General features: G+C 67.9%; 17 protein-coding genes. 9 read left to right on the top strand and 8 right to left on the bottom strand.

The genetic code is table 11. From position 1 onward, the window contains the following. The 6 genes from ACFWPX_RS10400 to ACFWPX_RS10425 all read right to left on the bottom strand — a co-directional run. Window positions 1–446, bottom strand: a 446-nt coding sequence (locus ACFWPX_RS10400) for an ESX secretion-associated protein EspG (protein WP_378927139.1), incomplete at its 3' end; no start/stop codon positions are given. Beyond that, complete coding sequence (locus tag ACFWPX_RS10405) at window positions 443–1,561, bottom strand: PPE family protein (protein ID WP_378927141.1); 1,119 nt, start codon at window positions 1,559–1,561, stop codon at window positions 443–445. The genes ACFWPX_RS10405 and ACFWPX_RS10400, both read right to left, overlap by 4 nt. Window positions 1,562–1,607: 46 nt before the next feature. Beyond that, a complete protein-coding gene (locus ACFWPX_RS10410) occupies window positions 1,608–1,919 on the bottom strand; it encodes a PE family protein (protein WP_378914928.1) in 312 nt (103 codons plus the stop codon). A 109-nt stretch (window positions 1,920–2,028) separates the two neighbouring features. Next, a complete protein-coding gene (locus tag ACFWPX_RS10415) occupies window positions 2,029–2,367 on the bottom strand; it encodes a metallopeptidase family protein (RefSeq protein WP_378915270.1) in 339 nt (112 codons plus the stop codon). Between the two features lie 14 nt (window positions 2,368–2,381). Continuing rightward, the gene (locus ACFWPX_RS10420; protein WP_378914926.1) at window positions 2,382–3,449 is read right to left on the bottom strand and encodes a septum formation family protein; all 1,068 of its coding nucleotides are present in this window, start codon (window positions 3,447–3,449) and stop codon (window positions 2,382–2,384) included. 36 nt (window positions 3,450–3,485) lie between these two features. Continuing rightward, a complete protein-coding gene (locus ACFWPX_RS10425; RefSeq protein ID WP_378927143.1) occupies window positions 3,486–5,168 on the bottom strand; it encodes an aldehyde dehydrogenase family protein in 1,683 nt (560 codons plus the stop codon). An 80-nt stretch (window positions 5,169–5,248) separates the two neighbouring features. On the opposite strand from ACFWPX_RS10425, the gene serS reads away from it, so the two are divergent. The 9 genes from serS (at window position 5,249) to ACFWPX_RS10470 (ending at window position 19,021) form a co-directional block, all read left to right on the top strand. Beyond that, the gene (gene serS / locus ACFWPX_RS10430; protein WP_378927145.1) at window positions 5,249–6,505 is read left to right on the top strand and encodes a serine--tRNA ligase; all 1,257 of its coding nucleotides are present in this window, start codon (window positions 5,249–5,251) and stop codon (window positions 6,503–6,505) included. A 76-nt stretch (window positions 6,506–6,581) separates the two neighbouring features. Continuing rightward, window positions 6,582–8,414 carry a putative bifunctional diguanylate cyclase/phosphodiesterase gene (locus ACFWPX_RS10435; RefSeq protein WP_378914920.1) on the top strand — a complete coding sequence of 611 codons (1,833 nt, stop codon included), beginning with the start codon at window positions 6,582–6,584 and terminating at the stop codon, window positions 8,412–8,414. An 88-nt stretch (window positions 8,415–8,502) separates the two neighbouring features. After that, on the top strand, window positions 8,503–9,843 hold the full coding sequence (locus tag ACFWPX_RS10440; protein WP_378927147.1) for an MFS transporter: 1,341 nt from the start codon (window positions 8,503–8,505) through the stop codon (window positions 9,841–9,843). Between the two features lie 56 nt (window positions 9,844–9,899). Next, window positions 9,900–10,820 (top strand): DMT family transporter, encoded by a 921-nt coding sequence (locus ACFWPX_RS10445; protein ID WP_378927148.1) that lies wholly within the window; start codon window positions 9,900–9,902, stop codon window positions 10,818–10,820. Between the two features lie 158 nt (window positions 10,821–10,978). Beyond that, window positions 10,979–12,877, top strand: coding sequence for a protein kinase (locus tag ACFWPX_RS10450; RefSeq protein ID WP_378927149.1), 1,899 nt, complete (start codon window positions 10,979–10,981; stop codon window positions 12,875–12,877). An 83-nt stretch (window positions 12,878–12,960) separates the two neighbouring features. After that, a complete protein-coding gene (locus tag ACFWPX_RS10455; RefSeq protein ID WP_378927150.1) occupies window positions 12,961–14,121 on the top strand; it encodes a hypothetical protein in 1,161 nt (386 codons plus the stop codon). A 17-nt stretch (window positions 14,122–14,138) separates the two neighbouring features. Continuing rightward, entirely contained in the window at window positions 14,139–15,998 is a 1,860-nt protein-coding gene (locus ACFWPX_RS10460; RefSeq protein WP_378927151.1) for a serine/threonine-protein kinase, read from the top strand. After that, window positions 15,995–17,920 carry a protein kinase gene (locus ACFWPX_RS10465; RefSeq protein ID WP_378927153.1) on the top strand — a complete coding sequence of 642 codons (1,926 nt, stop codon included), beginning with the start codon at window positions 15,995–15,997 and terminating at the stop codon, window positions 17,918–17,920. Before ACFWPX_RS10460 ends, ACFWPX_RS10465 begins: the two co-directional genes overlap by 4 nt. A gap of 51 nt (window positions 17,921–17,971) precedes the next feature. Beyond that, window positions 17,972–19,021 (top strand): Gfo/Idh/MocA family oxidoreductase, encoded by a 1,050-nt coding sequence (locus tag ACFWPX_RS10470; RefSeq protein WP_378927154.1) that lies wholly within the window; start codon window positions 17,972–17,974, stop codon window positions 19,019–19,021. A 61-nt stretch (window positions 19,022–19,082) separates the two neighbouring features. Here ACFWPX_RS10470 and ACFWPX_RS10475 read toward each other — a convergent pair whose 3' ends face one another. Both ACFWPX_RS10475 and ACFWPX_RS10480 read right to left on the bottom strand, forming a co-directional pair. Next, entirely contained in the window at window positions 19,083–20,618 is a 1,536-nt protein-coding gene (locus ACFWPX_RS10475) for a Rieske 2Fe-2S domain-containing protein (protein ID WP_378927155.1), read from the bottom strand. 101 nt (window positions 20,619–20,719) lie between these two features. After that, on the bottom strand, window positions 20,720–21,619 hold the full coding sequence (locus tag ACFWPX_RS10480) for a hypothetical protein (protein WP_378927156.1): 900 nt from the start codon (window positions 21,617–21,619) through the stop codon (window positions 20,720–20,722). Window positions 21,620–21,629: the final 10 nt, after the last annotated feature.

Below are 21,629 nucleotides of genomic sequence, written 5' to 3' on the forward strand. Positions count from 1 at the left end.
GTTCTGTTCCCGATCGGCCATGGCGGCCAGCGCGTCGGGGGGGGCCCGCGGGGGGGGGGCCGCGGGGGCCGCGCCCGCCCCCCCCCCGGCCCCGCGCCGCCCCCACAGTCGGGCCCCCCCCCCGGCGCCAGACAGAATCGGTTGACCTGGCCTGCCACCACCCACCGCAGCGCGATGATCCACTGCGGCCGGTAGAGCACCCGCAGCCGTTCGGCGAGCTCGGGTGCCACCACCTGGCCGAACAGCAGTTCGCGTTCGGCCAGGGCGGTCTGTGCCACGTTCATGGCGGCGTCGTGCGCGGTGACGTTGTCATAGCGGCCCATGGCGTCGAGCACCACGGGCATCTCGTCGAATTCCAGTTTCTCCAGGAGGAACTGCATGTCGTCGAGCGAGAGCACGACGGCGCCGAGCAGCGAACCTCCGCTGCCGGTGCCGAGAACCGTCACTTGGCCGATCCGGCGAGGTCGGCGCCGATCACACCTTCGGCCGCGTAGCGACCGTCGGTGAACTCGTCGGAGCGCACGTAGTCGACGCCATCGTGCTCGTCGTCTTCCTCGCCCTTCTGCCGGTTGCCCATCAGCGGGTTGCCGGCGGTGCCGGTGTTGCGCACGGGTGCGCTCTCGACCCGGTTGACGACCGATTCCGAGACCGGCGCGCTCGCGGTCGCGGCCGCGGGCGCACCCCAGCCATCGGGCAGCTTCAGCGAGCCCGCGCTGACGCCACCGAGACCGGCCGACGTGGTGGCCATGCCACCGACGGCGGCACCGGCGGCACCCATACCCGCCATGGCGGGCGCGACTGCGGTGCCCGCGGGCACGGTGGCCGTGGCCCCCGAGATCGCGGAAGCGCCGATATTGCCGACCGTGCTGACACCGCCGGTGAGCACGCCACCGGCGGTGTTGGCCGCCTGGGTGGCCGCGCTGACCACACCGGGGTTGGTCACGAAGGCCTGCGCCGCGGCGACCGCGGTCTGCAGCGGATCGCCGCCACCGAAATCGCCCTGCGAGGCGGAACCCGCACCGCTGGCGATAGCTGGCGGCATGGTGAACTCGCTGGGCACGGCGACGGTGGCCGACGTGGCGGCCTCGTAGGTCTCCATCACCAGCGCGGCGCGGATGTCCATCGCGTGGCGCGCGACCTCGGCGACCTCGAAGGCACCGGAGACGACACCGGGCGGGTTGGCCGAAGCGGCCACCGCGGCATTGGTGCCGACGATCTCGGGCAGGCTCGGCATCGCGATCGAGGCGACGGTGTAGGCGGTGGCGTTGGCCGCGCACTTGGCGCTGATCGCCGCGGACGCGATGCCCTGCTGGCTGGCCCAGCCCGCGAACGGCGCCAGACGGGCGAGCACGGCGATACCGTTCACGCCTTGGAGGCCGACACCGACCTCCGCGATCACGCGGGTGATAGTGAAAGCGGCGTCGCCCCACGCGGCGGCCAGCGTGCCCCACGAGGTGGCGGCGGCGCTGATCGGGATCGCGTGTGCGCCCGCGTTGAGGGTGGTGGAGTTCATTTCGGCCATACGAGGCAGCCAGAACACCCCGGTGATCCCTGCGGTCATGCTTGTTTCTCCCCTGAGTAAATGATCGTCGACAGGTTCGGTGCGACTACACCTGGACGGCGTTGATCGTCGCCGCGCGGACCACGTCTTCCCCGATATGAGTGGTCAGCTGCGAGCGCAGCGTCGCGGCCGCGTGATGCAGCTCGAGGATCGCCTGGGCGACCGAACCGTCGTGCTTGCCCGCTGCGGTGTTGAAGTGCGACGCCGCGAGCAGCGACACCTCTTCGGCGCCGGACGGCAGCACATGCGTGGTCGGCCCGGCGAGCCCGGCCGCGATGGCGAGGCGCTCGGCGAGCAGATCCAGCTCCGCGGACGCGGCGAGGACGATTTCAGGTGCAACGAGAACGTGTCCAACCATGACCCGACTCCTTCTGGTGGCGGCTATCGGGAACCACGAGAATTCCCCCTACGAGTACTAGGACGCGAGAGCGGGTCATTCGGTTCCATCGATTCCCCACCCAGTTTCGCTAACCCCATCCCAGCTCATGCAACCGGTCGTCGTCAATCCCGAAATGGTGTGCTATTTCATGGATCACGGTGATCGCGACTTCCTCGACCACTTCGTCGTCGGTGTTGCAGATGTCGAGAATAGCTTCCCGGTAGATCGTGATGGTATCCGGCAACGATCCGGCGTAATAGCTGTCGCGCTCGGTGAGAGCGATCCCGTGGTACAGCCCGAGCAGTGAAGGTTCCTCGTCGTTTCGGGGCTCCACCAGCACAACAACATTGTCTATGGCACTGGACAGCTCCGCCGGGATCTGGTCGAGGGCATCGCCGACCAACTCCTCGAAACGCCACTGCGGCATCCGCTCGGACAACGTCACCTCGGCTGGGGCTGGGGCGGCAGTGGCGCGGCGCCCGGCAGCGGAGCCGGCGTGGAGCGTCCGGAGTTCGGCGGGGGTACCGGTGCCTGTCCGTCGATCAGGATCTCGCCGCGGGCCGAGCCGACGATCGGCGCGAAACCCTCACGGTCGGCACCTTTTCCGAGCCAGCAGTCCAGTTTGTGGCTGCCCGCGAGCCAGCTGGCGGGCTCGAGATAGTCGAAGAACAGGGTCAGCGTCTTGTTACGGATGGCGTCGGGGCTGCCGAGGTAGTCGCCCGAGAGCCGGTTGCATTCGGCTTCGACGAACTTGTCCTGCTCGGCCTCCGACGGCGGTCCGCCGGTGAAGGCGGTGGCCAGGTCGACGGTGCCGACGATCTCCACCGAGTGCGGCTGGGCGCAGTCGACCGGGTCGGTGGGCAGATTCTGATTGATGCCGAGGCAGGTGCCGGTGGCATGGATCTTGGACTGGTCGCTGTCGGCCAGGCTGCCGATGGAAGCCGGGCTCGTCGCGGTGGCGGCGACCTGGACACCGCAGCGCAGCGTCCGGTCGCCGTGCTGCCAGCCAGCGGGGCTCGGCGACATCACATTCACCATGAACTTGCCACGCGGATCGAAGCGCCCGCCCAGGTACTTCTGGACGGCGGTCACGCAGTGTTCGTCCCGCAGCTCGGTCATGCGCAGCGAATCGGGGTGACGGGTGCCCTCGGCGAACTCACGCCCTGGATAGGCACTGAGGTCGATGACACCCGCCACCTCGAACAGGTGCTTGTCGCCGCAGCCCACCTTCACCAGGTCGCTACGGTCGGGTTTGGACCAGGTCAGACAGTCGCCCTGCGCCGCGCTGCTGAACTCCTTGTCGCGCACCACCGGCACGGCACCGGGTTGGTGCGCCTCCACCTTGTCGGTGTCGAAGCCTGTCACGGCCATGGTGACCATGGCCGCGACGATCGCCCCGAGGGCGCCTATCAGCAGCCCCCAACGCAGTTTCGTCGCGGACAGGTGCAGGGCGCCGCCGCGACTGGGCGCGGCGGGTCCCTCGGCTGGGTTGCTCTGCTTCTTCGACATCGTCGACGAGTGTATTTGTCGTGGCGGACTGCCGGGTCAGCCCCGCAGAGCTGACACGAAGATGCCCGGAATGCGGCGCAGTTTGCCGTCGCCGTAGAAGTCGGTCAGCTTGCGGCCGGTGCCGGTGCCGGTCTTGTTCGAGACGAACCACGGCGGCTTCGGGGTGAGGGCGAATTCGCCGCGCAGAATCGAGCGCGGAGCGGGGCGGAAGGGGCCGCGGACCACGGTGCGTTCGACGTCGTCGAGGAGGAAGGCGTTGTGTACGACGCCGATGCCGCTCTGGATGTCGTCGATGGTGTGGCCGGGGTAGGCGCCCCAGCTGGCGCGCGGCGTCAGGAACGCGAGACCGGTCCACGCGTTGAGGGCGACGGTGCCGTAGCGCAGGTTCTCGATCGCGGTGTCGAGTTTCGCGCCGAGCTCGGCGATGGTGGCCGGGGCGGCGATGATGTTGGCGCCCAGGGTGCCCATCAGCTCGTCATTGGCGAAATCGACCGCGTTGCTCAGGAATTCGGCCCCGGTGCCGGGCAGCTCGACCACGCCGAGAACGGGCGAGAAGTACTCGGTGCGCAGCAGGGGAGTGTCGCCGGCGGGCAGGTTCTCGACCAGGAGGCGGCCGTTGGCGCGGGCGGCGTTCGGGTAGGTCTCGAGTGCGCCCGCGACGCGGTTGTCGCTGCCCGGGTAGTAGGCGGTGCGCGGGGGAGCGTTGTCGATCGCGGCGCGCAGTTCGGTGAGGAACTGCTCCTTGAGCGGCCAGTCCGCGGCGAGCACCACGGTCTGCGCGGCGACACAGTTGTAGCCACCGTTGTGCAGGCGCTGGGTGGCCACGTGCTCGGCCTGGAACTTCAGATCGGCGGCCGCCCAGTCACCGGGAACCACGATGCACGGCGCGACACCGCCGAGTTCGCTGGTGATCGGCTTGTCCAGGATGGGCTCGCCGGTCTTGTCCGCACCGGGGCCCCACACGATCGCGTCGTGGGTCGGCGCGCCGCCGGTCATGTGCACGTGCGCGACCAGCGGGTGGTTCACCAGATAGCCGCCCTCGGGGGCCCCGCCGGTGAGGATGCGCACCACGCCGAGCTCGATGAACGGCGCGAAGATCGCCTGGAACACCGGCAGCAGCGGATCGGTGATCGGGTTCAGCTTGAGCGCGACGACCCGGTTGTTGGCGTAGAGCTCGTAGAGGGTGTCCAGCGGCGCGATCGACATGATGTTGCCCGCGCCGAGTACCGCGCCGACACCGTTGGTCTTCGCGGGGTCGCGCTGGGCAAGGCCCGCCTTGCGACGCGCGGTCGCGGCGTCGACACCGGGCTTGAGCCACACGTCGGCGCTGAACCCGCTCAGCAGCAGTTTGTCGTAGATGCCGTGCGGCAGCGCCGGCACGGCCACCCGGCCGCCGGGCGCGGTGGTGAGTTCGACACCCTCGAGCGGGCTCGCGCCCTTCTCGAGCGCGGCCATCGACTCGCTCAGCGCCTGCGCGCCGGCCAGCATCGTCATCGGGCCCGACATCCACTCCTCGCCGAGCAGCGGGCTGTCGGCATCGAGCTTCTTGATGGTGCGGGCGGCGGCGACCCAGGCCTCGGCGTCGCGGGCGGTGAGCGCGTGCAGTTCGTCGAGCAGTTCGCGGCGGCGACGCAGGTCTGTCGCGGCCCAGGTCTTTTCCCCTTGGGTGAGATCGGCGAGCGCGGTATCGATGACGGCGGTGTCGAAAGAGGTACTCACACCGCAACTATGCCCCTGCGATGCCCGGTTGGCATAGGCCGAGCGATTAAGGGTTGCGTAAACAACTAGGCTGTTTTCTCATGATCGACCTCCGATTCCTGCGCGAGAACCCGGAAGCCGTCCGTGCCTCGCAGCGGACCCGCGGTGAGGACCCCGCGCTCGTCGACGCCCTGCTCGAAGCCGACGCCGCGCGCCGGGCCGCCGTGGCCACCGCCGACAACCTGCGCGCCGAGCACAAGGCCATGGGCAAGGTGATCGGCAAGGCGAGCAAAGAGGAGCGCCCCGCGCTGCTGGCCGCCGCCACCGACATGTCCGCCAAGGTCAAAGAGGCCGAACTCGCCCAGCACGCCGCCGACGCCGACCTCGACGCCGCTCAGCGCGCGATCTCCAACGTCGTCCAGGAAGGTGCACCCGCGGGTGGCGAGGACGACTACATCGTGCTCGAAACCGTCGGCACCCCGCCGGTTTTCGATTTCGAGCCCAAGGATCACCTCGAGCTCGGTGAGTCGCTGCACCTGATCGACATGGAGCGCGGCGCGAAGGTGTCGGGCTCGCGGTTCTACTTCATGACCGGCTACGGCGCGCTGCTGCAGATGGGCCTGTTGCAGCTGGCCGCGCAGAAAGCCGTCGCCAACGGCTTCACCATGATGATTCCGCCGGTGCTGGTTCGCCCGGAGATCATGGCGGGTACAGGTTTCCTCGGTCAGCATTCGGCCGAGGTCTATCACCTCGAAGAAGACGACCTCTACCTCGTCGGTACCTCGGAGGTGCCGCTGGCCGGCTACCACTCGGAGGAGATCCTCGATCTGAGCGCGGGCCCGAAGCGCTACGCGGGCTGGTCGTCGTGCTTCCGCCGCGAGGCAGGCAGCTACGGCAAGGACACCCGCGGCATCATCCGCGTGCACCAGTTCGACAAGGTGGAGATGTTCGTCTACACCACCCCTGACCAGGCCGAAGCCGAGCATCAGCGGCTGCTGGCGTGGGAACGCGAGATGCTCGACGCGATCGATGTGCCGTACCGGGTGATCGACGTGGCCGGTGGCGATCTGGGTAGCTCGGCGGCGCGCAAGTTCGACTGCGAGGCCTGGGTGCCCACCCAGCAGACCTACCGCGAGCTCACCTCCACCTCGAACTGCACCACCTTCCAGGCGCGCAGGCTCTCGGTCCGCTACCGGGACGAGAACGGAAAAGCGCAGATCGCGGCCACATTGAACGGCACGCTGGCCACCACGCGCTGGATCGTGGCGATCCTGGAGAACCACCAGCAGGCCGACGGTTCGGTGCGCGTGCCGGAGGCCCTGGTCCCGTTCGTCGGCACGGACGTACTGACGCCGTAAGATGCTCATTGTTTGCTGAGATCCATTTGTCGGATGTGGCAAACACCCTGACCCATCAACATCTAGGCTGGTGCTCGTGCGAGGAATCGGGGCGCGCGGCGATACCCGAACCCGGGTGCGGGCGGCATCGGCGTTGGCGACGGCAAAGGTCATGGCCAGGACAACGGGGGCGTTCTACGTTCTCGGCGGTGTCCTCGGCCTGATGATCACTGCCGTAGCGCCGGGCGACGACGGTAATCGCGTTGTGGTCGGCACCGCGGCGGCCATCTCGGTTCTGCTCGGGCTCACCCTGCTCGCGTGGGGCCCGCGGATGCCACACCGCCTGCACCACGCCTACCTCGCCACCGCGGCGGTGCTCGTCGCGATCGCGGTCTACGACTTCCCCAACATCGTCGGCGCCATCACCCTGGCCTCGTTCTTCGTCTTCGTCGCCTGCGACGCGGCCCTGTTCTTCGCCTGGACCCAGGCCGCCGCGCACATCGGTTTCGCGATGGTGCTGTGTCTGCTGGTGTTGCCCGCCCGCGGGTTGCCATGGTGGTCCGGGCTGATCCCCGCCGGTGTCACCTTCGGCGCGGGCGTGGTGGTCGGCATCCTCACCAGGATGGCTTCGGAAGCCGATATCGACGTGCTCACCGGCCTGCTGAACCGGCGCGGGTTCGAAAAACAGCTCAACCCGGCGATCGATGCGGCCGGTCGTGGCGGTCAGGGCATGGCCCTTGTGCTCGTCGACCTCGACCGATTCCAGAAGATCAACGACCACCTCGGCCACCGCGCGGGCGACGCCGTGCTCCAGCGGGTCGCCGATACCTGGCTGGATCTGCTCGCTCCCGGCCAGGTGCTGGCCCGGTTCGGCGGCGATGTGTTCGCGCTGCTGTTGCCGGGGACCACCGAGCAGGCCGCGATCCTGCTCACCGAACAACTGCGGGCCGCGGTGACCATGGGCTGTTCGGCCGGTGTCACCTCCTGGCAGCCGGGCGAATCCGGTTCGCTGCTGGTCAGCCGCGCCGATGTCGGCCTGTACAGGGCCAAGCAGGCGGGCCGCAACCGCACGGTGCTCGAATCCTCGCGTCAGCTCCCGCTGGCGGTGGAACTGCGCGAGGCCATCGACCGTGGCGCTCTCGATGTGCACTACCAGCCGATCGTCAGCCTGACCGAGGACGGGGGCCAAGCGGTCGGCGTCGAGGCGCTGCTGCGCTGGTCGTCGAGCGCGCAGCCCGAGGTCACCACCGAGGGCCTGATCCGCGTCGCCGAGGAGTACGACCTCATCTCCGACCTCGACGAGCTGGTCCTGCGCCGCGCCTGCGCCGACGCCGCTCGCCTCCAGGAGAGCTTCGCCTCGCTGAACCTCACCCTCAACGTGAATGTCTCCGGCCTCGAACTGGCCGAAACCGAATACGCCGAGCGGGTCGCGACCATCCTGTCCGATACCGGCTGGCCCGCCGACCAGCTCGTCCTCGAGGTCACCGAGAGCGAACTGGCCGCGGAATCCCAGACCGCGATCACCAACCTGCACACCCTGCGCGACCGTGGCGTGCGCATCGCCATCGACGATTTCGGCACCGGTTACTCCTCGCTGAGCCGCCTGGCCACCATCCCCAGCGACATCCTCAAGGTCGACCAGTCCTTCGTCGCCGCCATCCGCTCCGATTCCCCCGCCCCGCCGCTGCTGAGCGTCATCGCCGCACTCAGCAAATCCCTCGACCTGCAGGTCATCGCCGAGGGGGTGGAAACCGAATACCAGGCCGCCGTCCTCACCGAACTCGGCTTCGCCCTGGCCCAGGGCTACCACTACAGCGACTCCCACCCGGTGTCCGAACTCATCAACGACCTCAACGACGGCCGTCGCATGGTGAGCAGCACCGACGACGACGATTCCCTCGCCGCCAACGGCTGGATCCCGCTCGGATAATCGCTTGACCCGGCCGGTCGCGACGCGAACGATAGAGCCCATGCGGATGCTCTTCTACGGCTGTTGATCTTCCCCGCTCCGGCACGCGGTGGCCTGGTTGAGGCGTGAACCGACCGGTGTCCGCGACCTCACGGTGCGCGCGGTCCTGTTCAGGGGCACGCGCGACCTGCTACCGATCTATGCGCTCTACGGCGTCCTTTTCGCCGATCACGGGCTGAGCACCGCACAGATCTCGCTGCTGCTGGCGATCTGGTCGGTGACCGCGTTCCTGCTCGAGGTGCCATCGGGTGCGTGGGCCGACACGGTGTCCCGTCGTCTCCTGCTGTTCGTGAGCTCGCTGTTGCAGACCGGTTGTTTCGTCCTGTGGATGCTGGCACCGTCGTTCGTCGGTTTCGCGCTCGGCTTCCTCGTCTGGGGTGTCTCGGGCGCACTGGAATCGGGGACCTTCGAGGCGCTGATCTACGACGATCTGGTCGCGCGGGGTGAACCGTCCGCCTACGCGCGAATCATGGGCTGGGCGCGCGGTGCGCAGGAGAGCACCGTCCTGGTGGCGATTCTCGCCGCCGCACCGCTGTTCGTGCTCGGCGGTTATGCCCTGGTCGGCTGGGTCAGCGTCGGCATCGGCCTCCTGCACGCGCTGACCGCGCTGGCTCTGCCCAGCGCGCCGGTCGCCATCTCCGCCACCGCTGTCGACGATCTGGATGATGAGCCCGTAGCCGGACCGTTGGGCCCGCACGTCAAACCGGGATCGGCATCGGCCGGTGCGGCGCAGACGGATTCGCGCGGATCCACCTCGTCGCGATACGTCTCCATGCTCAGGACCGGTCTCTCCGAAGCGCTGCGCGTCCGAAGGGTCCGTCGGGGTGTGCTGCTCGGCGCGCTTCTCTACGGCGTCACCGCCTTCGACGAGTACTTCGGGCTGCTCGCGGTTTCCGGTGGAGCGTCGACCAGTACCTCGGCACTGCTGGTGGGTGTCACCGTTGTCGGCTCGCTGATCGGTTCGCTGCTGGCAGGCCGCACCGAGGTCGTGTCCGCTCGCACGTTGGCCATCGCGCTGTTCGTCGCCGGAATCCTGTTCATCGCGGGTGCGCTGGCGGTGGGCGTTGCGACGGGCCCGGCGCTGGTCTGGGTGGGTTTCGCCGGTATCGGCATCGCCTACGGCATCGACTTCAATGCCGAGGTCATCGCTGGTGCTCGGCTTCAGGATGCGATCGAAGGCCCGGCCAGGGCCACCGTCACCTCGGTGTCCGGGCTGCTCTCCGAGATCGTCGCACTCGGTGTGTTCGCGTTCGTCGCGGCGGCGACCCAATGGTTGTCGATGTCGGTGACCATCGCGCTGCTGGGACTGGTGCTGTTGGTCGCAGCCGCGTTGACACCGACTTGGCTGCCGCCGCGTCATGTCGATGCGCGTGATAGAGACATAACGTGAGACCGACTGCCAACCGCCCAGGTCCCGGACGATCCGCGAAAGTCTCCGGGAGGCGGATGAGCATCGGGCTCGGCTTCGGGTTCTGTATCGGGGCGGGGGTCGCGGTGCAGGGGCGGATCAACGGGGCGTTGGGGGCGCGGTTGGCCGATGGGATCGCGGCGGCGACCATCAGCTTCGGTACCGGGTTCGTTGCCCTGCTGGTCGCCTTCGCTGTCAGCCCGGCGTTGCGAGCCGGTGTCACCAAGGTGCGGGTCGCGGTGTCGCAGGGCAGCTTGCCCGCGTGGCAGTTGCTCGGCGGATTGTGCGGCGCGTTCTTCGTGGCGGCGCAGGGGCTCACGATCGCCGCGATCGGTGTCACCGCCTTCACCGTCGCGGTGGTGGCAGGCCAGCTCCTGAGCAGCCTCGTCGTCGACCGCCTCGGCCTCGCCCCGAACGGCCGAACCCCGATCACCCCGTGGCGGATCTTCGCTGCTGCCCTCGGCATCACCGGGGTAGTGCTCTCGGCCGGCGGCAGTTCCGTCCCGGCCACGGTCGCCACCGGCGTCCCGGACATCCCCGCCCTGCTCATCGTCCTGCCCGCGCTCGCGGGCATCGGCCTGGCCTGGCAACAAGCGATCAACGGCCGCGTCGGCGCCACCGGCGGCCCCTTCACCGCCACTCTGATCAACTTCGCAGTCGGCCTGACCGCGCTACTCCTCCTCGACCTCTACACCCTCTCCACCACGGGCCTGCCCACCGAATTCCCCACCGACCCTTGGCTTTACACCGGCGGTCTGATCGGCGTGGCCTTCATCGCCCTGGCTGCCGTCACGGTCGGCATGATCGGTGTTCTGCTACTCGGCCTCACCTCGGTGGCGGGCCAGCTGGTCACGGCCGTGCTGCTCGACGCGGTCGACGCGAAGCTCTCGCCCACTGCGACACTCAGCTGTGTGATCGTGCTGTGCGCTGTGGTCGTGGCGAGCAGGGCGAGCCGCTAGCGCCTCGCCACCAACCGGGAGATCGCGCCCACCCGTCGCTGTCCGTGTGCGGAGACGTCGACCGGAACCGGGATGCTAGGTTGCTGGCGAACCGGGCGTTCGTCGGATGGGCGTCTCGGGCGCCCGCCGTGGCGGGTATGGACCGGGGGAGTACCGCATTGATCGAGCCGCTGTCGACGAGTGACGCGCCGATGATCGGGCGCTATCGGGTGCACGGTGTGCTCGGCGCGGGCGGGATGGGCCGGGTTGTGCTGGCGACGGGGCCCGACGGGCGGTTCGTCGCCATCAAGCAGATTCATTCGCATCTGCTCGACGATCGTGAGTTCCGGGCCAGGTTCGAGCGCGAGGTCGCCATCTCCGCACGGGTATCGGGGGCGTTCACCGCGGCGGTGGTCGACTTCGACACTGCCAGCGAAACACCTTGGCTCGCTTCAGTATTCATTGCGGGCGTGCCGCTGGACAAAGCGGTGCGCGAGCTCGGTCCGCTGCCGGTTCCGGCACTGCGAACCCTGGCCTCCGGAATGGCTTCGGCCCTGCACTCGATCCACAGCACCGGCTTGGTGCACCGAGATCTCAAGCCCGCCAACGTGATTCTGGCCGCCGATGGGCCGCGCGTCATCGACTTCGGAATCGCGCAGGCGGTGGGCATCGGTGCGCAGCTCACCGAAGTGGGTGCCGTGGTCGGCTCGCCCGCGTACATGTCGCCGGAACAGGCGAACAGCGCACCGGTGACCTCGGCAAGTGATGTCTTCTCCCTCGGCTCGCTGCTGTGCATGGCCGCCACGGGTAAGGCGCCGTTCGCGGCGTCCTCTGCCCCTTACACCCTGTTCAACATCGTCCACAGCGAACCGCAACTCGACGAGGTCCCCGCACCGCTGCGCGATCTGATCGCGGGCTGTCTGCGCAAGGACCCGAGGGCCAGACCGACACCCGCCCAGATCCTGGACTACCTGGGGGTCCTGCCCGTTCAGTCGCAGCCGTGGCCCGCGCCGGTCCACGCCGAAATCGCCGACCAGACGCGGAAACTGGTCGCGCTGACATCGGATCCCGAAGCAACGCAGATCATTCCAGCGCACACCCCGATCACGCCACCGTCTGCCGGAGTTCCGGTCGAGAAGCCGCGCACGGCCTTCCGCGTAGGGCTTGCCGCGTTGTCGGCATTGGTGATCGCAGGAACCCTCACAGCAGTTGTACTGCGCAGCAATGAGTCTGAGCCCTCAGCGGAGGACAAACCATCGGCGATAGCGACCGCGACCCTGCCCGCCCTCGACCGGATGCGCGGCACCGACGCGTGCACTTGGGTGCCGCAAGCTCTCGGTGAAACGCTACCAACCGGAGTCGCCGCGAAGGCGTCGCCGGACGTCTCGTCCTGGCGCTGGCAGCCGACCTCGAGCTGGGGTTGTGACGGCAGCTCGGGTGGCGCGCGCATCGCCGTCGAAATCGGCGCCGCGCTGGATGGATTCGAACCGGGCAAGCAGGTGGTCGACGGATACTCGATTGCCCGCCGTGGCGACGACTGCGCATTCGCGATCGAGGGCGGCGATCAAGGCAAACGCTGGGGGATCACCGTGGATACCTTCTCGCGGACCGAATGCCCGCTCGCCGACCACGTCGTAGAACGGCTCACCGCGTCACTCGGCGCCCTGGTTGCCGACCCCGCTGCGCAGCAGTCACTGTCGTCGGTGGATCCCTGTGCCCTGGTAGACAATTCGTCGTTCGCGACCCTTGGATCCGCCGTCGCGAAATCCGCTCATACCTGCGAGTGGCCGGGCGAAACCAGCGTGCGGATCACGCTGTCGCAGCCGCGGCAGCGGGCAACGTCGGCGGAGGAGAAAGTGATCGATATCGGCGACGGCGTGCTGGTCGATGGACAGGCTCTCAGCACGGTGGGGTCGGCGAACGAATGCCGCCGGGTGTACCGGTTCCGCAAGATCGGCGAGACCTATCGCGAAGTTGTCGAAGTACTGGTCAGCAACTCGAAACGCACTACAGGCGGACTGTGCACGATCGCCGATCCGCTCGTGAAACAGGCGGTCGGCCGGCTACCTGCGCGGTAGCGGTGCCGAACACGCGGGTGATAGTTTCACGGCAGAGTTCGGGAGGGACACGGCGTTTGAGCTGTGGTCGGAGGGGAATGGTCGTGCGTAATCGGTCGCGATGGTCGGCGGCGTTGTTGTCGCTCGCCCTGCTCACCGCGGCGTGTGGTGACAACGCCGCACCCGACCACGGTCGCTATGCCCTCGAACCGGTGGCAGGTGATTACGACGACGCGCCGAGCCTGGTGCGCGGAACGCTGGTGGAATCTGTGCGCATCGGCGAGCGGCTGCTGCTCGCCGACCGCGTCGACCCAGACCTGACCGGGGGTAACGGCGGCGGCCTGATCGTCGGGGTGCGTGGCGTGGACAACCTGCTCTCGGGCGTCCAGCGAACCGCGCTCGAGCCGTTCGACGTGCTGGCAGGCTTCGGCGCGATCGCGGGCAATGGCCAGTCGGACAACGAACCGAAGTACAAGCTCCTGTCGATCGCGATCCTGTCGTTGCCCGACGAGGCCCAGGCAACGGCGGCCGCGCAGGCGATGGCTGCCGCGGATTTCACCGCCAACACCGAGAACGCGCCCCTCCCGATTCCCGAATATCCCGCGTCACTCACGCATTGGCGTCCCGGCGTGCCGACGGTCGGTAGCTGGCTGGTGTGGAAGAGCTTGGTGATCAGGCTGTACGCGAAGATCCTCGAGCCGAGCCCCGAGCTGTTGACCGATCTGCTCACGCGCACCTACCGCGCGCAGCTGGCCGAACTCGAGAACTTTGTTCCGACGCCTGCCGCCGACCTTGCCGAGTTGAAACTCGACGGCGACAAGCTGCTCACCCGTGTGGTGAAGACCGGCGACTACTGGCCCGACAGATGGGACTTCATGGTCTACGGACCCCGGTCCTATGCGCTGTTGCGCGACAAGCCCTCGGCAACCCTGCGTGAATTCGAGGGCAGTTCGATCGCCGCTATCGCCGTGTCGTACAACAAGTTCCTGTATCGCGCAGGTGATAGCAGCGCTGCGCAGTCTTTCGCCGATCTCGAGGAAAAGCACTCGCTGGCGGCCGAGTACACGCTGATGACGGCAGTACCGGGACTGTCCGGCGTCTCCTGTTATCGCGCGGCCCGGCCGAACAACACGTCGGTTCCCGCACGTCGCTTCTCCTGCCTGGTGCGCCACAACGAGTTCGTGGTTCGCCTCTACAGCAACCAGGAAACCGATATCCGGCAGCAGGCGGTCGCGCAGCACGCCTTGCTGAGCGGGTCACGGTGAACACGGGAGGCGCGGCGATGAAACCGCTGGGTTCGCAGGATCCCGACCAGCTGGGCCGCTATCGCCTGCTGGCTGTGATCGGTCGCGGCGGAATGGGCCAGGTGCTGCTCGGTCAGGGGCCGGACGGCCGATTGGTCGCCGTGAAACAGATCCACCGTCAGTTCACCGGCAGCCCGGAGTTCCGCGCCAGGTTCCGGCGGGAGGTGCTGGCGTCACAGCAGGTCACCGGTGCCTACACCGCGGGCGTGGTCGATCATGACGCTGATTCCGAAACACCGTGGCTGGCATCGGAATACATCGCCGGTCCCGGCCTGCAGGAAATGATCGGCGAGTTCGGGCGCCTGAACCTGAACGGGCTGAAACTACTGGCCACCGGCTTGGCGATGGCGCTGCTCGAGATCCACCGTACCGGCCTGGTTCATCGCGATCTCAAGCCGAGCAACATCCTGCTCACCAACGACGGTCCACGGGTGATCGACTTCGGTATCGCCAGGGCGCTCGAGGACGACGTCACCCTTACCGCGACCGGCGCGGTGATCGGCTCGCCCGCGTACATGTCACCCGAGCAGGCCGAATGCCGCACGCTCACACCGGCTTCCGATGTGTTCGCCGTCGGTGCGGTCCTCGCGATGGCGGCTACCGGCGTGAGCCCGTTCGACGCGGCGTCCACGCCGCAGGTCCTCTACAACGTCCTCTACAGCTCCCCGAACACCACCGGCATTCCGGAGCCGATCCGCGCATTGGTCGATGCCTGTCTGGCGAAGGACCCCGCAGCGAGACCGACGCCCGAGCAGTTACTCGACGCGGCGAGCCGGATCGAAGCCGAACCGGTCTGGCCGGTCCGGATCCGCAGGCGCATCGCCGACTGCCATGCCGAGGCAGGCCGCTGGGCCGACGGAACGGCGTCCGCGGCACTGGAGGTCGTGGCCGAGCAGCCGAGGCGGGTGTGGTCGCGCCTGGTTCCCGCCGCCGCGGTGGTGTCGGCGCTGGTGCTGGCTGCCATCGCCTTCTGGGGAGTCGGTGTCGATGGCACGGCGACAGCAATGGACGATCCACCACTGATGCTGACCGATGACGAAGCCCGTCGACTCGACATCTGCGAGCTGATGAAGCCGGCCGTTCTCGGCGAACTCGGTACGGCGGTGAGTGAACTCGTGCCCGGCGGGGTGACCGGCTGCACCATCTACTATCGCGATCAGACCGGTCGCAAAGTGTGGTTCGGGCTCGAAACCGGTGTCCCGGTCACCGAGGTACAGGTCGATCAACTGCCGATGGGCAACACCATCAACTGGATGCCGGTGCTCGGCAGGCACAAAGAGGCCCGCATATGCGACCGCTCGGTGGTGACCCAGAGCGGCCTGCCGATCGCGTTCACAGTGAGCGCCACCGTGCCGGAAGGTGACGGCTGCCTGTCGGCCGAGCGCGCACTCGATGCGGTGGTCCGGCGGCTGTCGGTCAACCCACCGCTGAAGAACTACGCGGCGAACTCGATCATGAGGCTCGATCCCTGCGCCACGATCGACGTCGCGATCGCTCGCTCATCGGTCGGTGACCCCGTACGCTCCTCGACTCCACACGGCTGTGCGCTGACCGGACGCGAGGGCTATTTCTCGATCGATTTCGACGATCGAGGCCGGCCCGACAGCGTGGCGGGTGGAAAGGCCCGCCCGCTGAGGACGATCGCGAATCGCCCGGTCTACCTCGACGGCGATAGCCCGAATTCCTGCACCTTCATCGTCATGGTCCGGCCGAGCCGAGACGATCAGGCCGAGCAAGTGCGTGCCACGTTCTTCTCGAGCAGGCCGCAGGTGCGTCATCACTGCGATACCGCCGCTGCCCTGCTCGAACCCGTACTCGAGAAGTTGCCCGCATCATGACGATCCGTCCGCCAGGCCCCAGCGATCCACTCACCATCGGCCGCTACCGGGTGATCGGCAGGCTAGAGGCCGCGATGGGCTTCGATGCGGTGCTCGCCACCGGCCCGGATGATTCACTGGTCGTCGTTGCGCAGGCACAGCCGGAACTTCTGGATGAGCCGGAGTTCCGGATCAGGATGCGGCACAGTGCGATTGCTGCCATGCGTGTCTCCGGTGCCACCAATACCACCGTGATCGACGTCGATGCCGATGCCGAAAAACCATGGCTGGCTTCGGTATTCGTGCCAGGGGTGCGGCTCGGCGCAGCCGTCGCCGAACATGGCCCGCTGCCGGTGCCTGCGGTCCGTGCCCTCGCGTCCGCCCTCGCCACGGCCCTTCGTACCGTGCACGCGGCAGGTTTGGTGCATCAGCGAATTCGTGCCGATACGGTTCTGTTGACAAGGGACAGTGGACGTCTCGGCGAAATCGGGATCACTCCGGCTGCCGGACCCGCGACTACCGGCTCTGTGACGACCCTCGGCACGCCGGACTTCCTGTCGCCGGAACAGTCGCTCGGACATCCGTTGACGGCGGCTTCGGACGTGTTCTCTCTCGGCTCGGTGCTGGCCTTCGCCGCGTCCGGCGTCGCTCCTTTCGCTGCGGCTTCGGTGCCGTACACGCTGTTCAATATCGCCCAGCGCGAACCCGACCTGAGCCTGGTACCCGAGCCGCTGTTCGAGATGCTGGCCGCGTGCCTGCGCAAAGATCCCGCCGCCCGCCCGACACCGGGCCAGATTCTTGAATATCTCGGTGCCCAGCCGAGCGGGCCGCCGCCATGGCCTGCCCCCGTGCTCGACGATATCGGGCGCCAGCAGCACGAGATCTCGGCGCTGCTCGCCGCGCTGCCTGCGGTCGCTGCGTCCGAACCCGCGTCCGGACGACCGTTTTCGGAGGTCGTCGCCCAATCCGCGCGGACGGCCGTCGAATACGGCAGGGGCACAGTAGAATCCGGCCGACAGCGCTGGGGCGCGGCGAGTCCGCGAGCGCGGCGCGGGCTGGCGGGTGGACTGGCGGCGTTGCTCCTGGCGCTCACGGGTATCACCTATTTCGTGACGCGCGAGCAGAGTGAGCCGGGGCCGGTGACCGGGCTGACATTGGCCCAGCTGCGGCAGATCGACGCCTGTGCCTGGCTCACCACGGCCATCGGCGACGCGGTGCCCGTCGCACCGACACCGCTGGCCGCCGATACGTGGAAATTGGATCCGACCCTGGCCTGGGGTTGTAATGCCGACTCCAACAGATACAACATCCACCTCAACCTGGGGCAGGAGGACGAATTCCTGACGCCGAATCACACGATGGTCGACGGTGTCCCGGTGATCGACGGCAGCTCCGCAGTCTGCACGCGAGCCATCGCCAGTCCCGGCGCCGAGCGTGAGGCAGGAATCGTCATCGTCCTCACCAACCCGTCCGCGGTGAAGGAATGCGCGGGCATCGACTACATCGCGGCCAATATCGCGCGTTCGCTGTCCACCGCGCCACGCGCCGAGGGCCGGGAATCGTCGCTGGCGCTGCTCGAGCCGTGCGCCCTCCTCGACCGCGACGCTGTCGCCGAGAAGATCGGCGTACTGCCGACCGAACCCACAATCGCCGACGCGCACACCTGCCAGTGGGATGCCCGCGTGGAACTCAGCTTGAAGCTCGGACGCAGCAGCTTGTACACCAAGGGCAAGGACCTGGAGATCATCACTGTCGACGGGCTGCAGATCTATCTCGGTAAGGGTGGTTCGAAGTCCATCTGCACCCGCGCCTACCTCATGCCCGACGCCGGGGAGGAGACCATCGAGGTCTCGGTTCACGGCTCCGAGGGTGCCCGCGACGAGAACTGCGCCATCGCTTCGGCCATGCTGCGACAAGCAGTCGGGAACCTGCCCAACGGCTGAGCGGCCGCGCGGCTACGGTGGATACCCGCAGACCACCACGAAAGGGCAGCCATGGACCAGCTCGGAGTAGCGGTAGTCGGATACGGCCTGGCCGGGTCGGTGTTCCATGCGCCGCTCATCGCCGCCGATCCGCGAATGCGGGTAGCCGCCGTGGTGACTTCGTCAGCGGAGCGGGCCGCGCAGGCTCGGGCCGAGCATCCCGGGGTGCGGGTGTGGGGGTCGGCGCAGGAGCTGTTCGTCGAGGACGAGGATGTCGATCTCGCGGTGATCGCCACCCCGAATCGCTCGCACGCGCCGCTGGCGTTGCAGGCGCTGGCCGCCGGGTTGCCGGTGGTGGTGGACAAGCCGTTCGCGGTGACGGCGGCCGATGCCGAGGAAGTGGTCGACGCGGCCGAGCGGGCCGAGCTGCCGCTGAGCGTGTTTCAGAATCGCCGCTGGGACAACGACTTTCTGACCGTGCGTGCGCTGATCGACGCCGGTGAGCTGGGCGAGGTCCGCCGGTTCGAGTCCAGGTTCGAACGGTGGCGGCCGGTTCCCAAGGGCGGCTGGCGCGAGGTCGGCGAAGCCGAGGACGGTGCGGGCATCCTGTTCGATCTCGGCAGTCACCTGGTGGACCAGGCGCTGACATTGTTCGGCCCGGTCACCGAGGTCTACGCCGAACTCGACCGCCGCCGCCCGGAGGTCAAAGCCGACGACGACGCCTTCATCGCCCTCACCCACGCCAACGGCACCCGGTCCCAATTGTGGATGAGTGCCGTTGCGCCGCAACTGGGTCCGCGTATGCGCGTGCTCGGATCCACCAACGGCTACACCGTCTCCGGCCTCGACCCCCAGGAAGACGACCTCCGCGCAGGTCGTCGCCCCGACGACGGAAAGCCCTGGGGCACAGTCACACCCGACAGATGGGGAACCCTCGGCGCAGGCGAGGACCTACGCACCACCCCCACCCTCCCCGGCGACTACCCAGCCTTCTACGCCGGCATGGCCGCAGCCCTCCTCGACGGTGCCCCGGTCCCCGTCGACCCCCGCGACGCCGTCGAAACCCTGCGCATCCTCGAATATGCCCGCCACGTAGCAGAACCCGCCGATCTCACTTCCTGATACCGGGCCGCGACAGCAGAACGGGCGGAGCGAATAGCGCCCCGCCCGTTCAGAGTTCGGCTCAGAGTTTGCGCGAGCGCAGCTCGTGTCCCTTGGACGTCTTGCAGCGGCCCGATTCCAGGTCCCACTGCCAGCCGTGCAGGTTGCAGGTGAGGTTGTTGCCTTCCACCACACCGAATTTGGAGAGGTCGGCCTTGAGGTGGGGGCAGCGGCGCTGGACTTCCCAGCCGTCGAGTTCGGTGACGGCGGAGTCGTCGTGTGCCTCGGAGAACCAGCCGTCGGCGTAGGCGATCCGCTCGTCGGTGAGGCACTTGAAGAAGGTGTAGAGGAACTCGTTGTAGCCGCCGATGCGCCACGCCTGGAAGCGGGTGGACAGGAAGATCGTGTTCACCCAGTCCGGCTCGTCGTCACGCAGCACGGTGCGCACCAGTTCCGGGGCGATCCGGAAGCCGTAGCGGTAGCGGCCTTCGCCTTCCAGCGGCGCGCGCACGGTGCGGTGCGGGAAGTCGAGAACGATGGTCTCCTCGCCGATCACCAGGCCCACCGGGTAGCCGATGCCGTCGCTGATCAGCGCGCTCTGCTTCATGATCGGTTCGAACAGCTCGCGCAGCGGCTCGAGCAGCGAACCCTCGCCGGTCTCCCACGACGCCTTCTCCGCGGCGAGCACCGGCGCGAAACGCTGCGCCATCTCCTCGATGTACGCGGCCTTGTCGCCGTAGATCCGATCCGGGTCGAACGGGTGCGCGAGGTCGAGCTCCGTGCCACGCACATCGGCGACCGAACCGGGGATCATCAGGATCCCGCCCTCGTTGCCGTGAATGTTCATCTGGTCGAGGAACACCACCTGATCAGGGAAGATGTTGCCTTCGTCGCCGCGATCGTCGTTGAGATAGCGCAGCTCGGAGTCGAGGAACACCGGCGGACCGGCCGAGGGCACCACCCAGGTAGCGCCGACCTGCTCGATGTAGGAGCGCGCGCGATCCATCCCGCGCTGACGCTTCTGCTTGCCGAAGTTGGCCTTGGTCCGCGCCGGGATGTCGTACACCGCCGGGTACCAGATCGCGCCCGAGTACTGCAGCAGGTGGATGTCGATATCGCCGAACGCGTCGTGGATGACGTCCATATCCACCGGCCGGGCGTCGTTCATGTTGAAACAGGTGGTCTCACCGTCGGAGATGAGAATGCCGGAGTCACCGATCGGACCGTCGGCGGGCGCGCGCAACGCCACGATCATGAAGTCGAACGAACCCTTGGGCCCGGTGATCGTGTGCTTGACCGAGTCCTCGGTCTCGAAGAACTTGGTGAACCCCAGCGCCTCGAGCTCACGGCGCAGGTCGAGCACCGGATAGTCGGGCAGCAGGATCGTCGCGTCCTTGTTGACGTACTTCGCCAGGTGCGCGGCGTCGAAGTGATCGCGGTGCAGGTGCGAGACGTACAGGTAGTCGACATCGCCGAGCGCCTCCCAGTCGAGCTGGGAGTTGTCCGGGAACGGGAACCACGACGCGAAGTACGCGGGGTTGACCCACGGATCGCACAGGATCGTCCCGGCCTCGGTTCGGATATGGAAGCCGGCATGTCCGACGCTGGTGATCTGCACGAGCTGTTTCCTCCTACCAGGATCTGATTCGCCGGATCAATGGCGAGCTACCGCCTCAGGCCCCCTGACTGCTTCGGCGTACCAGCCAACCAGGGTAGTGGCTAAATCGTTACGTCACCGATGCAATAGCCCTCAGCGGTCGCGACAACCGTGAAAGTGCGCGTCCGCGTGCCCCCCGGTGAGGTGGTCACAGGGACGTGAACTGCCAGGTAGTCGCCACGAACCTGGTCGGATCGTAGCTCCTCGCCGGTGTAGGAGGTGACATTGCCTACTTTGCCCGAGTCGCCTGTCAAGGGGGCTGCTACCGGGTTGCCGGTGCCCTCCGGGTCCCAGGTGGCCGGTGAGGCCTTGCAGGTCAGTGGATGGTCTGCTTCGATGTCGGCCGCGTTGAGAGGTTTGCCGGTGGCGCGGGCGAGGTAGCGGCGGACGGTGTGGCGCGCGTCCGCGTCGTCGTAACCGGGCTCGACGCCCACCGCGGATACCCGGCCGCAGGCATATCCGGACGCGACGGATTCACGGTCGACGGTGACGGTGACGGTTCGGCTACGCCAGGTCACGGTGTCGGCGGTCGCGGTGCCCGGTCCGGTGAGGGCGGCCAGCACCGACTGCGGGTCGGCGTACATCTCGGCGACGGTGCCCGGCGGGATGGTCCAGCAGTTGTCCTGGAGTTCTTCGATCGTGCCGGTTCGCAGGTCGGCGGCCCAGCGGCGCACGGCGGTGACGGCGTCGGCGTGACCCGCGACCGCGCCGACCTGTGGCGCGTCGGCGGGCAGCGGGCTGTTCGGCGCCGGTTCGCCCGGTGCGATGGCCTGGGTCGCCGTAGTCGTCGGCGCGGCCGTCGTGGTCGGCGCGGCGGTGGTTGCCTCGACCGGATCTCCCGGGATGCCCGACACCGAGTCGCACCCGGTGACCAGGGCCGCGGTGACGGTGAGTCCGGCGACCAGCGCGTAGGCGCGGTGCGGACGAGCCGCGGCGATCGGGGGCAACTGAGCGCGTTCCACTTCGACGTTC

The sequence above is a fragment of the Nocardia sp. NPDC058518 genome (assembly GCF_042719655.1).
Classification (GTDB): domain Bacteria; phylum Actinomycetota; class Actinomycetes; order Mycobacteriales; family Mycobacteriaceae; genus Nocardia.

Coding starts and splice junctions, on each gene's coding strand:
- ACFWPX_RS10465 (WP_378927153.1), top strand. CDS start 15,995: ATGACGATCCGTCCGCCAGGCCCCAGCGATCCACTCACCATCGGCCGC.
- ACFWPX_RS10445 (WP_378927148.1), top strand. CDS start 9,900: ATGAGCATCGGGCTCGGCTTCGGGTTCTGTATCGGGGCGGGGGTCGCG.
- ACFWPX_RS10470 (WP_378927154.1), top strand. CDS start 17,972: ATGGACCAGCTCGGAGTAGCGGTAGTCGGATACGGCCTGGCCGGGTCG.
- ACFWPX_RS10460 (WP_378927151.1), top strand. CDS start 14,139: ATGAAACCGCTGGGTTCGCAGGATCCCGACCAGCTGGGCCGCTATCGC.
- ACFWPX_RS10410 (WP_378914928.1), bottom strand. CDS start 1,919: ATGGTTGGACACGTTCTCGTTGCACCTGAAATCGTCCTCGCCGCGTCC.
- serS (WP_378927145.1), top strand. CDS start 5,249: ATGATCGACCTCCGATTCCTGCGCGAGAACCCGGAAGCCGTCCGTGCC.
- ACFWPX_RS10420 (WP_378914926.1), bottom strand. CDS start 3,449: ATGTCGAAGAAGCAGAGCAACCCAGCCGAGGGACCCGCCGCGCCCAGT.
- ACFWPX_RS10415 (WP_378915270.1), bottom strand. CDS start 2,367: ATGCCGCAGTGGCGTTTCGAGGAGTTGGTCGGCGATGCCCTCGACCAG.
- ACFWPX_RS10405 (WP_378927141.1), bottom strand. CDS start 1,561: ATGACCGCAGGGATCACCGGGGTGTTCTGGCTGCCTCGTATGGCCGAA.